Source organism: Pedobacter hartonius (assembly GCF_900107535.1).
GTDB lineage: Bacteria > Bacteroidota > Bacteroidia > Sphingobacteriales > Sphingobacteriaceae > Pedobacter > Pedobacter hartonius.
The window spans coordinates 1-13,528 of sequence record NZ_FNRA01000024.1 but is presented as its reverse complement, the minus strand read 5'-3'; the positions used below and the strand labels follow the sequence as shown (position 1 = coordinate 13,528).

Genomic DNA, 13,528 nt, shown 5'->3' with positions numbered 1-13,528 from the left:
GAAACTGCAAAGCTATTTTTGTTTAACCTTAATGTTATCGTTATGAAAACTAATTTTAGCGTGCTTTTCTTTTTGAAAAGGCCAAAGAACTACACAAAAGGGGCTGTTTACTTTATCTTTTTAAGAATTACGGTGGACGGGATTCGTGCGGAAATGTCAACAAGCAGAAATTGCGAGCCGGAGCGGTGGAATGCAAAAGCCGGAAAAGTCATCGGCACAAAGGAAGAAGTTAAAACTTTGAATGCCTATCTGGAAAATATGAAAGCGGAAGTTTATGCAGCACATAGCCAGCTAAGTGTGGACGGAGCCGAAATAACGGCAGATAGTATAAAATGCAAATTCCTTGGCAAAGAAGAAAAGGCACACACCATACTGGAAGCCATAAAACTCCACAATACCAAGATGAAGGCATTGGTGGATAAAGAAGAATATGCACCCGGAACTCTTAGAAGATTTGAGGTGCTGGAAAGGCATGTAGCGGATTATGTTACCGCTAAATATGGAAGAGCGGACTTTAACGTAAAACGCATAGACCACGAGTTTATTGACGGCTTTGACTTCTACCTGCATACGGTGAAGGAAAACGACACCAATACCGCAAACAAACACATTAAAAATCTCAAAAAGATCGTTAGCATCTGCCGCAGATATAAATGGATCAGCACTGATCCCTTCTTTGGCCATACGCTAAAATCTAAACCTGTGCATCGGGAATTTCTGACTGCTGATGAATTGCAGAAGATTACTGAAAAGCAGTTCACTACCGCAAGGTTATCGCAGGTACGTGACTTTTTTCTGTTCAGTTGTTATACCGGACTTTCCTATGCGGATGTTCAAAAACTTAAACTTGCAGACATTGGTATTGGGGTAGATGGAGAACGTTGGATATTTACCTACCGGAAAAAAACAGATACAAGGGCAGCAATACCCCTGCTGCCAATAGCGGCAAGCATACTTGATAAGTACAAAGATCACCCATATTGCCTCCATAACAACAGGGCTTTACCAATTTCGAGCAATCAAAAGATGAACGAATATTTGGTTGAAATTGCGGCGCTTTCAGGCGTTAATAAAACGTTGGGTAACAGGATAGCCAAACGGACTTTTGGGACTACGGTAACTTTATTGAATGGCGTACCCATCGAAAGCGTGTCTAAAATGCTTGGACATACCAATGTACGCACGACACAACTATATGCTAAGGTACTGGATACAAAAGTAAGTGAAGATATGGCACCACTCATGGGAAAATTTAATACCCAACATGCCAAAGCCCATCAAGTCACAGAATCGAAAATAAGCGCAGACATTGCATTAATCAGGGAAAGATATATTGTTACCCCCGTCATGGAAGAGGCTTCCTAAAACAGGTTATATCAACTAGAGACAAGGCCACGGATTGCAACTGCGATGCGTGGTTTTTAAATTAGGGACAACGGTACCTATTGTATACCGCAAAGCCAGTGTACAATGGCAGGAAACCAAGGTCAACGACTCCGTAAATGCCCAGAGTGGGAGCAGTAATGGCAAAATGAGCGCAGGGGCTCCGCAGGCCGCAAATGTGTGGGGGGGTATACCAAAAGACCAATATTAATTAGATTTGTGAACTATGTCCAAACAAAAAAACAGGAAATAGGCCTGCCAGTATGATAAGATTATCAAGGAAAACCTTGAAATCGTACTGCCTGTCGTTATCCTTGATATATTAAACTGGATATTGTGCAAAGTGAAGAATTAGCTGATGGTGTACAGCATACCAATATTTGGATAATCTCCAATTTTTAAAAATTGGAGATTATCCATTTAGATTCTTGTTTAAAAAGTCAAGTATATCGATTGGAAGTTGTTCATGAAATTTTTCTCTGTCAAATCCCATTGGATCAGTTGAAGGAAGAAAATTTGGATTTTTCATTGTAGCTGGAAAGGGACTCAAAAATGAAAAGTGCCCTGCATTTTCGATCTCTTTGAAAGTCAATTTTGATTTGTCTGTTATATAGTTTAGAACAATCTCACCGTTCCATTTCGGAGTAACGGGATCGTGTTCAGCGGTGAGCATAAGAATTGGAAGTGTTACTCTGTTCAATGAGTTCATAAACCATCCAGTTCCCGGTGCAAGTAATACAATGGCTTTGATTCTGGAATCTGATGCAACTTCAACCACAAGCCCTTCCCTTGTTCTTGGAACTCCGCCTGCCAATGCCAGAGCAGTATAACCACCCATTGAATGCCCTATAACCGCAATTTTTTTCCGCGCGATATTTCTGCTAAACGAATTGTCGGAAAGTAAAAAATCAATTGTCAAACTCACGTGCCTAGGCCGGTTTACAAGGTTTTCGGTTGTGCTCTCTAATGTATTATTATTACGGTTATTGCCGTAATGTTCGAGCATTGCAACAATGTAGCCATTGTTTGCTAGATGTGTGCTGATTGTCCTGTATAAGAGATTTGAGCCTCCATTACCGTGTGAAATAATTACAAGTGGAAATTGCTCTTCTATAATTTCCGCATCAGGACTTACATTCATCACATAAGGCCCAAATGCAATGGGGCGTGATTCCTCATTAGTCGGGTATTGTACTAAAACAGGAAATGAAATGTTTTTCATTTCATCTCTAACGATCAATTGTCTGCTACCTACAAAAAAATCTTTCATATTTTAAATATTGTTTTTTATTGTTATCCTTGTAAATGTCCATGCCACTGACTGAGATGTCGAATATGGTGATGATGTTCGAACATTAAAACGCACTAATTTAGCTTAGTCAGCAATTACAATATAATTATTGATGCTGGGTTTTACTTTAAGCCTCAGGCTAAAAACTAACGCTAATGGATATATATGATATTGTATTATGCAATTGGAATATGCAAATCTACGATACATTTATTTTCAGGATGTTCGTTAAAGTTGTTGTGGAAAATTTCATACGGATATCTCTCTGCTTTTTTGTAACCATTTTCGTTCATCCAAATAAATAAACTGTTCCAAGATTTTTCAAATTCTTTTGGTTCAATAACGAAATTTCCAACAATACTTTTCCCCCTTTCCATTGTGGTTAATTCAACATATCCATCTACCTTTATTTCATGGCTTGTAAGGATGCCTATACTCATTCTTATTTTGTCTCCATCTGTTATTTTAAAACTGTCATGAAAAACCCTGCATATATTACTATCACTTCTTGTAAGTAACTCCCTGGGTGTCGCCCATTTGACAATCCGCTGAAAAGAACCCTCAATCCCATTTGTCCCAATTTGAGTAACATACGCCAAATTCTTTTTTGGCATTTCTGTAATTTTAACTTTCGCATTTATTTTCAGCCAGTTTTTAAGACTATCAATGTTACAAAGGTATTCTTCGGTTATGTAATTAGCTTTACCATTATTGCTATGCACTTTACTAATCTTGCTAAAATTGCCCAGGTTTGATCTACGAAATTCCGTTGGACTTTGCCCATATATTTTTTTAAATGTCCTGGAAAATGTAGAGTCGTTTTTAAAGCCGTATTTACCAGAGATTTCAGCTATACTAAATTCTTTATCATGTATTAGCATCATTGCAGTCCGCTCAATTCGTTTTCGGGTAACATATGAGCTCAAAGTTTCATTTGTAATTGCCTTAAAAAGTCTATGTAGGTGAAACGGAGAATAAAAGGCCATTTTTGAAATAGTCTGTAACGAGAGATCAGTGTCTAAATTTTCGTCTATGAATGTTAAAATCTTACTTATTCTTTTGATATATTCTTCTTGCATTTTTTGCCTTTTAGGTGTATGGTAAAATTGTCACAACATAAATATATAATTAAATAAATAAAGTGGATTCTATGATCATTTATTATCTTTTCCTGTCAAATTCCTAAAAGTGATATAAATGGTTTCCAAGCCACGAAGTAGATGATCTTATATTTCTTGCGTCTATTTTTTAGTATAAACAGCTAAATCATTATTAAGCTGAATTAATACGTAATCTGATCTCAATTCATCTACAACTGCTTTCTCATTCACTGGATAGAAAGTTTGTATTCTTCTAAATTGCACATTACCAACACCTTTGACCTGTTTAGTTTTTAATTCAGTATAAACTATATAATCAGAACCGGAAAATTTAAATGCAATTCTTTTTAAATCCGCATTTTTCAATACACCGGAATTATCAACTTCCTTAAAAATATCAGCCAGTTGCGTATGTAGCATTCTTGGATAAAAATCCTCCGTATGAAAGGATTTTCCAACAGAATATTGCTTTACCATTTCGGCATAATGTCGGTTCAATATATGCACTAAACTGAATTCGTTAAACTCTAGATTCTCACCGTTTATTGCCAAGATAAATTCTTCGACGGGTGCGGTTTCAAAAATCTCTTTTGCTATACAATGAATGTATTTTGATTGTAGTAAAATCGCCTTCCTTTTTGCATTGTAACGGTTTCTACCACCGAACATGAAGCCGTTTTTAAATTCTTCTTGGGAATCAAGCCACTTTAATTCGTTTCTAGCTTCAAAAGAGACTTGATTAAGCAACTCTTCGGTATGATTTAGAGTGTTAATAATGGCGAGCCATTCTGTAGATTTGTCGTTCAGATACTGTAGCTGTTGTTGCCGTAATATGAGGGGAACTTCAATCATTTCTAATTTACTCGGCATACTATAACGCCCGCCACCTGTGAGGTCATGGAAATAAATTAGATATAAAAACTTGAACTTAAAATTATCACATGCTAAATAATTATCAATTGAATCGTCATCAACGGCTGATAATTTAATACCTGTACATAAAAAGTTCTTTTCATGCTCGGAGAGTTGTTTGTTATCTTTCGCCAGAAGTCTTAGGTCTTCAAAAATAGTTCTTGTACGCTGCTGTTCTTTCTCGGAGTCATCTCGCAACGTTAGTTCCGCTGGTTTATATTTCATATGGTTGTTCAAGAATGAGCTAAATTAACTATAGTTTAAGACTTATTACCTAAATCCAATTTCCGATATTTTTAGAAAGTCTATTTAGATAAAAAGCCATTGCGGTTTTGCAATGGCTTTTCTAAAATAAGATATCCTTATCTAATGCTTATTTATTCTCCTGTGCTTTCAGTAAACGCTCGTAGAGTGCTTCTTTTTCTGCATGGAGTTTTTTAATTTCTTCTACCGTCTCCATTAGTTTATCTAAAGGGTTGAATGTGCATTTGTAATTTTCAGCGTATGCAACTGAATCATCCTGAAAAGTGTTTGCAATTATATTTACAGCTCTTTCCTCGTCAAAATTCCTGATTGCCTCCTCTGGAACCTTCAATATCTGAGCAATTTCCGCTAAAAGCGCATCTTCAATTTTTTCTTTGGATTCCAGAACTGAAATCTTTTTCTGGCTCCATTCCTCGCCCAAAGAAGCGGCAAGCCCTTCCTGTTTAATCCCCATCATTTCACGAAAACGTTTCACATTTCTGCCTTCATGCACTTTATTTGGACGATCAGTTGTAGTACTCATATATTGTTAATTTGAATCAAATGTAATAAATCTTCTGTTGTGTGGTAAAATAAATTAGTTGTCTCTTTATTCGGGAACCTGTTTTAACAGCTCGGCCAGTTCCGCATCTGTTAAATTAGACTTTTCAGATTTATCGTAAATGGTTAGCAAATAAACAGCGTCATCTTCAATAACCAAATTTGCGATCACTCTGGCACCGCCGGATTTGCCCTTTCCTTTTGAGGCAATGGCTAACCTGATTTTATAACACTTGTTGCCTATCGCTGTGCCCTGTTCAGGATTATTCTCTAAAGAATCAATCAGCTCTATATATTCTTTTTTTAAAGAGGGATATTTTTTTACCAACCTTTTAAGCTGCTTATCAAAGGGGCGTAAGGTATAAACATTATAGCTCATTGATCAAATCCCTTGCAGGGCGGGCTTTAAGTTTACCCTGGCGTACCAGTTTAAGGTCTTCAACCGCTTCTTTAATCTCGTCAACCAAAATAGCATTTTCATCAGAAAGAGGCCTTGCTTTAACAAAAGACAAGCTGCTCAAAAGCTCCATAACAAAGGCGGCCTTATTGTCCTTAATATCTAGTATTACTTTCATGATCTGTGTTTAAAAGGGGTTAATACACAAAGATAACTATATCTTTTCAAACATAAAAACAAACCATCAGGATTGAATTTTCGTCTGAAATAGGGTTTAAAATATGCCCCAAATCATCTAAAAAATGGACTGGAAGATTAATATAGACTTTGCAGGTTTTGGTTCTTTGGCTTGAACTAATTAAAGCCTAACATGAAACAAGAACCAACCGTTAGCGAAAAAACCTCTTTCCGCTATTTAAAAGAAAAAGATATAAATAATCCGCATTTTCAAATCGTGTGCTTTTTCTGCGACGAAAACCATATTGAATCTTTCCGCTTTGGAATGATCGACTTGATTAAAACAGCCTGTTCCGACCAGCATTTCGGCAAAAGGGAAAGCTATTATTATAATCAACAGCAGTTTGTCAAGCTACTGGAACTGGCTTACATCCTAAAGGACAGCAAGGAAGATCTAAAACTAAATTCCGATCACCCGCTTTACCGATTTTCAGACCACCCTTTTGAATTGTATACGGAACTGAAAAACAAGCCGTTTCCGGCGCTGCACTTTCGGACGTTATCTGGAGCTGAATTAAATGATGTGCGTATATTTTTAGAAGAGTTGTTCAACTTCAAGAGTTTAGACGATTGGAGAGCAATTTTAGATTCTCTTTTGTATTGTACAAAAGGTGACGTGAAACTAGATGACATCTATGATGAAAAAGTATATGAAACGGTATTGATCAGGGAATATATAGAGAAAACGATAGAGGCTATGGGGCTGGTCTGTGAAACTAAATCTCTGCCTTACATTAAATTGCATCACGCCGGGGATTTCAAATTTGAAGATGAGGAAGAAGAGGCCGCAATCAAGGTCAACCCTATCCCGCTGATGAGGTTTACCGAAAAGAACTTCCCGGCAGTTATCAACTTTATCGCAGATGTTATCGAGCCGGAAAAGATTTACTGCTTAAACCATCGAAGTGACCCGGATGGTAAAGACCATGCTGATCTGATCCTGGTCATCCCAGAAAAATATCCGCAGACATTCGAGGAAATAGAGACTATCGTAAAATTCGCGTTCCTCAAACACCTTCATTTGAGCTGTACCTTATTTAAAAGCTCTTTTTTTCATAAGATGGTCAGTGAAGGACATATTTATTTTTCCATGGCCTGTAATGCTGAAAGCCTGGTATACGATGACGGTAGCAAGCCTTTGCCAGCATTGCGACTGGATAGCAGGCCTGAAAAAATAGAAAAGACCAGACAAGACTTTTCTACCGGACTTACCAAAGCCAAAACCTTTTATACTGCTGCCCAGACCTACCGGAATGAGAACGTGATATTATCGGCCTTCATGCTGCACCAAGCCGCCGAACTATCTCTAAGGGCGTTAAACAGATCGCTAACCACGCAAGACAAAACGACCCACAGCATAAAAGCATTGCTGAAATTCAGTTTACGCCTCACCACCGAATTATCTTTACTATTGGATAATGGCAGTGCCGAAGACGAACGCCTGCTGACCATATTTGAGGGTGCTTACCTGGGTTACAGGTATCATGAGAAATATACTATCGAACGTGCCGACCTGGATATTCTTTTTGACCGGGTCAAAGAACTGCACGCCATTGAGGAAGAAACTTTTGCAAACTGGATGGACAATTATGAACGCCTGATAAATACTGCTCAAGATGAACAATAAAAACCCAGAAAACACGCCAAAGAGGAAAGCATCAACCCCTTACAAATTACTGCTGGATGAGGTGACACATTTGCCACACCCTGCTGATCTGATCACCGTAGAAGAACCGGAAGCGGAAAACTACCTGTACTGTAGCTATGAAATTACCCGGTTTAAAGGCCGTACATTGACCATTCGTTCAGGATGGCGGGATTATCATCAGCAGGAAATCATCATGATCAAAGATTATATCCTGGTGTCCTGTAACTGCGGAACTGAAGTCACACGGCTTTGCTGGCACGTTACCAAATTATTCACCAAGATGATTGAAAGAAGGGAATTTGGTTTTTTTGAGCGTTTTAAAAAATATCCCTATACCGATACTGCTTTCTTTGAAAAGTACCTGACGCTGAAACCGCATTACCATTATGGTGTTACCGCTGTCCCTAAACCGGAATACGGCCATATTTATAACTATGAAAGTGCTATAGAGCCTGGTCGCTTTATATTATACCATTCGTTTTTCCCATTGCCAGTAAAAACAAATGAAGAAGATTCCGGCCTGGTGGCTTATGTCATTGCGGCGCACTCTGATTTAAATGTGCCTTTTCTGATCCCCTGCCAGGCACTAGGGAATGCGGACGGTACGGCTATAAAATCCTTCGCCAACTTTTATGATCCTGCAACTGCACCGGAGCGCTTGGATTCAGCAGGTAAATTACTACATTCCTACAGCCATGATTTTGATCAGCTCTTAAATTTTGAAACAGTACACAAGCAATACAAATATGCTTCCGGTGAAGAAAGAACAGCCTTGCGGTATACCGCTTTTAACTATTGGAAAAGAATAGTGCCAGTGTTGAAAGCGCAAAATCAATTGTTTTACCATACCTTTTACAATAAGCTGGCCTACAAAGGGAGCCTCCCAAAAAACACGATGAGACCGATTGCGCTATCGGATGAACCGGTATCATTCCGGTTTACCTTTTCCCATCATACGGGGCATTACAGGCTTAAAATTAATGCACAATTAAACGGAACCGATTTTGACATTAGCGAGGTATTGCCTGCCGGAGACCCATTTTTCTTTTCGCTAGAACATGCACCCCGTTTGTTTTACCAGTTTTTTAGCATGGAAGAAGGCCAGGCCATCGGCGAACTGGTTAAAGCCGGGGGAACTTTTACCGTTCTTGATAATGACCTTGAAGAATTTAACCAACTCATTTTATTCAAACTGGCATTGAAATATCCAGTAGCGTTCGAGCTGAATGAAAGAACAGCGCCGCAGGCGCTTACTGCAAAATCAAAACGCATCAGGACGTTGGATCAAGGTGAATATGTTGCTTTTATTCCGGAGATAGTATACGAGGGAGGATTGGATATTCCTGTCCAGTCCGGTGGCATCGAATTGCTACAAATTAAAAATGGCCGGGTGCAGGTGTTGCAACGAAACAAAGCGGAGGAATTGGCCTTCAAAACATTTTTTATGGAGCTGCACCCCGCATTTGAAAAACAGGAAGCGTTGCCCTATTTTTACCTGTCCAAAGATACCCTCATAACTGAACTCTGGTTTGCCCGAACGATCTATAATCTCAATGATCCAGATGTTACTTTTACTGGTCTGGAAAACCTCATCGGTATTGATTTCCATATCCAGCTTCCTGAAATCGATGTCAACATAAAGCAGGAAAAAGGCTGGTTCGATATTGGGGTATCTGTGACTTTTGGAGAAGTTGAACTAAGCCCGGAAGAAATCCAGAAAGCCCTTAAAAAGCGTTCGGATACGTTGATGCTTTCCAATGGAAAGACTGCGCATTTACCCGATGATTTTTTTACAAAGCTAAGTACCGTTTTCCGAAGTGGCACACTGACCGATAAAGGTTTAAAACTTGCCGGGCAGCACTATACGCTAATAGACCAGTTATACAATAAGGTGGAAAGGCCTGATCTGGCTAAAATGATTGCTGAAAGGGAAAAGCTGTTCAATGAGCAGGAAAAAATACCGCTGGTACCCGTTCCTGAGCATCTAAATGCTATACTGCGGCCATATCAGCTAATTGGCTATAGCTGGTTGTGCCATTTGCATTCCCTAAAATGGGGTGGCCTGCTGGCTGATGATATGGGGCTGGGAAAAACTTTACAGGTGCTCACCCTGCTTCAATACCTTAAGAATAAAGCGCTTCCGTTAGCTCCACATCTGCTGTTAGCCCCAACGTCTTTGCTGTATAACTGGCAGGAAGAAGCGGCTAAATTTTGTCCTGAACTAAATGTGCTGGTTTTTCATGGAACGGAACGGGAAAAGGATGTATCTGAATTAAAGAAGTATGACCTCATCATCACTTCCTATGGTACGGCTGCTGTCGATATTGCATTTTTACTCACAATCAGCTTTGATTATGTGATCCTGGATGAAGCACAAGCAATTAAGAACCCATTTTCACAAAAGTTTAAAATGGTGATGCTCTTAGAGGCTCGAAATCGGCTTGCACTAACCGGAACACCAGTTGAAAATAGTTCTTCCGATCTGTATGCGCTGATGAATTTTGTGAACCCCGGTTTTTTCGGAAGCCTAAGAATGTTTAAGGATAACCTTGCAGCCAAGGGAGATAATGAGGATAAAGAGCGGGCTGGAACTTTACTAAAAATGACGAAGCCTTTTATTTTAAGGCGTACCAAAAAACAGGTCGCAACCGATCTGCCTCCTAAAACAGAAATGACCATATGGTGCGAAATGGAACCTGCCCAGCGAAAAATTTATGACAGGTACCGAAAGGAGTTTAAAACTTACCTGACAGATAAGATTGATACCATCGGACTGGAAAATTCCAAACTGTACGTATTAAAAGGCTTAATGACTCTTAGGCAAATTTGTAACTCCCCTGTATTAATCAAAGACGCACCTGATTTTGATGGCCATTCCTGCAAAATTATCGAACTGATGGAACACATTATGGAGAAAACAACAGGCCATAAACTGCTGATCTTTTCAGCTTTTACCGGAATGCTGGGCTTAATCAGCTCGGGGCTTGAACAGCAGGATATAGCTTATGCCTATCTGGATGGAAAAACCAAATTGAATAAAAGAAAAGAAGCGATAACCAACTTTCAGAAAAATGAGGCTTGCAGGGTATTTCTGATCAGCCTAAAAGCAGGCGGAACAGGACTAAACCTGACCGCTGCCGATTATGTCTATCTGGTAGACCCATGGTGGAATCCTGCTGTAGAAAATCAGGCAATTGACCGCTGTTACCGGATTGGACAGGACAAACATGTAATGGCCTACCGGATGATCTGTAAAGACACTTTAGAAGAAAAAATTTTGGAGATACAGGATAAGAAAAGAAAACTTGCGGGTGAACTGATCCCGACCGATGAAGGGATATTAAAATCGCTTGGGAAAGATGACCTGCTCAAATTATTTGGATAGTTATACAGTCTTACTATCAAAAAAGGAAAGGGTTTGAAATGATCGTCCCCTCTGATTTGCCATTCATTATTTATTTATTGAATGGCAAATTATTTCATGTCCTCACTTAGCTAGTATTTAGTCGCACCTCTTACATTCATCATTTAGGATAAACTGATTCAATCTTTCTTTTTCAGCGAATCCAGCCGCTTCCTGGCTTGCTTCGCCTCTTCTGCCTTTTCTCTGGCAACTTCTTCCGCATAAGCCTTTTCCAAAGCTTCGTTTTCCAGTTTAACGGTGTTCTCTTCCATCGCCTTGGGATTACGGCTGTAGGTCGTATCCGCCCAATGTCCCCATTTAGGGGCTAGCTGCCTAATCGCTCGGAACTTGATGGAATTGGCACTCATGCGGTTGTTTTCGTGTTTCAGGTACAGAGCTGTTCCGACAGATGAGGCCGTAATTAGGAAACAGACCACTACACCAGTGATGAGGTTTTTTGACCATGCCCCAAAATGGTGGTGATGTTCGTTTTTTACGGTGATGACCTTTGGCATGGTACCCACGAGGTCTTTGACCTGATCGATCTGCTGGCTGATCTTCTGATCGTCATAACGCTTGTTGGATTTTTCTATCTGGCCAGAGATGTTAGCTAAAGTCTCTTTATACTGTTCTAAAAACGACTTCAAAAATTCTGGCAGTTCGCTTTCAATGACTTCCATACGCTTGACTAAGCCCAAAATGAGTTCTTCGGCCATTGTTACTTTTTCTTCTAATTCGTCCTGTTCCATAACATTAAATTTTGTTTGTGAATAGTTTGTTTATTTATCTGGTTACTCCCTGGGATTGCTCTGCCTCGTGTTTCTTTCGTTTCCTGCGGGCTATTTCTGCGTCTCCGACCGGGTCTGGTGCCGATGGCACAAACTCCGGACTAAGCAGGATATTCAGCAGGTTTTCAACTACACCAGACGCATTCGGACTATGCCGATGCTCGGCATGAATGTCTTGCCGGATGGTCTCTCTCAACTGCTGCGCCAGTGGGGGCTGATGTGCCTCCCTTGCTGCATGGTAATCCTGTACCTGCTGGTTGCGGTTCAACTGTGCGTTTATACGGGAAAAGCTTAAACTCCTATCAATAGCGGAGCCCTTCATTTTCAGCCCGCCCTTTTCAAAAGAGATGCCTTGCACTTCTTTGGTACCACTTTTGAACTTATAGGCGATACCGATGCCCCGTACGGTCAGCTTCGCTTCCAACTCTTTCCATTTCTTGGAAGTTTTCATAGCCGCCTTGATGGCATCATACAGTTCATACCTGATCTTTTCCTTGCCATTTAAAGCCTGCCTGTTGACCTGCTCTTTGCCCTTGCCCCAATGGTAGCCGTATTTTAAGGTAAGCTCCCTGCAGGCTTTGATATTGCGTGCGTAATTATTCTTATCGGTGATCGTAGCCCCTTTGTTATCTACCCGGTTATAGACCACGTGTAGATGGGGGTGCAATCTATCATGGTGACGTACCACCACATACTGCGTATCCCGGATACCCATCTTCTGCATATACTCTTTGGCATGTTCCAGCATGATCTTATCGGTCAGTTTGGGCAGATCTTCCTTACTCCAACTTAAGACCAGATGCCCGACCGCCTTGCCCAGTTCCGGCCTCATTTTGCGTTGCAGGTTAAAATCATTTGTTAACGTGGTGGCGTTCTGCATCCTTACACCCTCGGCAAAAAGGATCTTCGCTTCGGGCTTATCCACGATGTAGCGGACACAGCCCCCGAAGCTTCTTCCTGTGATCGGCTTACCGATCATGGCTATTGATTTTGGTTAACAGTTCTTCTATTTGCATGATCAGTGCCTGGCATTTTAAAGCCAGCGTAGGCAAGCCTTCCACGTGGGCAAGGTGTGTCAACTGGTTGAGGTTATTGGCCATTCCTGATAGCATCCTGAACCATCCGCTTTCCTCGGGGGTAAAGCGGGGGAAAACCCTTGCATTCTTTGCCGCCCTGCGGAACCATTCGCTCGGTTTCAGCCCCGCATTTTTTGCCCGTTGCCCGATCAGTTGTTTTTCCATCGGGGTTAATCGGATCATCAGCAGGTCACTACGGCTAATCGTTTTTTTTGGTCTGCCGGGTACTCTTTTTTTCTTTATTTCACTACCAGTTGTCGCTGTTTTCATGCGCTGTGTTCCTTTCCAAATCTTCAGTAGATCCTTTCTTAATTCCTTTTTTTAACCGACCAACGGGAGCGAGTCCGGGGCATCACTTCAGGGTGAATCCGGGTTTTTGTATAGCAAAAACATTAACTCATACTTTAGCAGAGTAATACCAAAGATGAATTGATGAGTACCGAACACAAACATGCAGCACGTTTATATGTATGCAAAGCAAGATTGTAC

At 40.4% G+C, this 13,528-nt stretch carries 12 protein-coding genes; 3 read left to right on the top strand and 9 right to left on the bottom strand.

Annotated elements, in window-relative coordinates; translation table 11 throughout:
• Positions 1-42: 42 nt before the first annotated feature.
• Positions 43-1,365 (top strand): site-specific integrase, encoded by a 1,323-nt coding sequence (locus BLW16_RS22530; protein ID WP_090560147.1) that lies wholly within the window; start codon positions 43-45, stop codon positions 1,363-1,365.
• 430 nt (positions 1,366-1,795) lie between these two features.
• Here BLW16_RS22530 and BLW16_RS22520 read toward each other — a convergent pair whose 3' ends face one another.
• The 6 genes from BLW16_RS22520 to BLW16_RS22495 form a co-directional block, all read right to left on the bottom strand.
• On the bottom strand, positions 1,796-2,653 hold the full coding sequence (locus BLW16_RS22520; protein ID WP_090560145.1) for an alpha/beta hydrolase family protein: 858 nt from the start codon (positions 2,651-2,653) through the stop codon (positions 1,796-1,798).
• A gap of 197 nt (positions 2,654-2,850) precedes the next feature.
• Positions 2,851-3,753, bottom strand: a complete 903-nt coding sequence (locus tag BLW16_RS22515) for an AraC family transcriptional regulator (protein ID WP_090560144.1) — start codon at positions 3,751-3,753, stop codon at positions 2,851-2,853.
• 162 nt (positions 3,754-3,915) lie between these two features.
• Positions 3,916-4,911: a hypothetical protein gene (locus tag BLW16_RS22510; RefSeq protein WP_090560143.1), complete on the bottom strand. Its 996-nt coding sequence runs from the start codon at positions 4,909-4,911 to the stop codon at positions 3,916-3,918.
• A 148-nt stretch (positions 4,912-5,059) separates the two neighbouring features.
• The gene (locus BLW16_RS22505; protein ID WP_090560142.1) at positions 5,060-5,473 is read right to left on the bottom strand and encodes a helix-turn-helix domain-containing protein; all 414 of its coding nucleotides are present in this window, start codon (positions 5,471-5,473) and stop codon (positions 5,060-5,062) included.
• Between the two features lie 66 nt (positions 5,474-5,539).
• A complete protein-coding gene (locus tag BLW16_RS22500; protein WP_090560141.1) occupies positions 5,540-5,869 on the bottom strand; it encodes a type II toxin-antitoxin system RelE/ParE family toxin in 330 nt (109 codons plus the stop codon).
• On the bottom strand, positions 5,859-6,065 hold the full coding sequence (locus BLW16_RS22495) for a hypothetical protein (protein ID WP_090560140.1): 207 nt from the start codon (positions 6,063-6,065) through the stop codon (positions 5,859-5,861). Before BLW16_RS22495 ends, BLW16_RS22500 begins: the two co-directional genes overlap by 11 nt.
• A gap of 192 nt (positions 6,066-6,257) precedes the next feature.
• Between BLW16_RS22495 and BLW16_RS22490 the strand changes: the two genes are divergently transcribed.
• Together BLW16_RS22490 and BLW16_RS22485 are read left to right on the top strand one after the other, a co-directional pair.
• Positions 6,258-7,751, top strand: coding sequence for a HEPN domain-containing protein (locus BLW16_RS22490; protein WP_090560139.1), 1,494 nt, complete (start codon positions 6,258-6,260; stop codon positions 7,749-7,751).
• A complete protein-coding gene (locus BLW16_RS22485) occupies positions 7,741-11,157 on the top strand; it encodes a DEAD/DEAH box helicase (protein WP_090560138.1) in 3,417 nt (1,138 codons plus the stop codon). Before BLW16_RS22490 ends, BLW16_RS22485 begins: the two co-directional genes overlap by 11 nt.
• Before the next feature lie 158 nt (positions 11,158-11,315).
• Here the strand turns inward: BLW16_RS22485 and BLW16_RS22480 are convergent, their stop codons facing one another.
• The 3 genes from BLW16_RS22480 to BLW16_RS22470 are packed head-to-tail and all read right to left on the bottom strand — an operon-like array spanning position 11,316 to position 13,309.
• Entirely contained in the window at positions 11,316-11,924 is a 609-nt protein-coding gene (locus tag BLW16_RS22480) for a hypothetical protein (protein WP_090560137.1), read from the bottom strand.
• Positions 11,925-11,958: 34 nt separating this feature from the next.
• Positions 11,959-12,942, bottom strand: a complete 984-nt coding sequence (locus BLW16_RS22475; RefSeq protein WP_090560136.1) for a relaxase/mobilization nuclease domain-containing protein — start codon at positions 12,940-12,942, stop codon at positions 11,959-11,961.
• A complete protein-coding gene (locus BLW16_RS22470; RefSeq protein WP_090560135.1) occupies positions 12,932-13,309 on the bottom strand; it encodes a plasmid mobilization protein in 378 nt (125 codons plus the stop codon). Before BLW16_RS22470 ends, BLW16_RS22475 begins: the two co-directional genes overlap by 11 nt.
• Between the last annotated feature and the right edge of the window lie 219 nt (positions 13,310-13,528).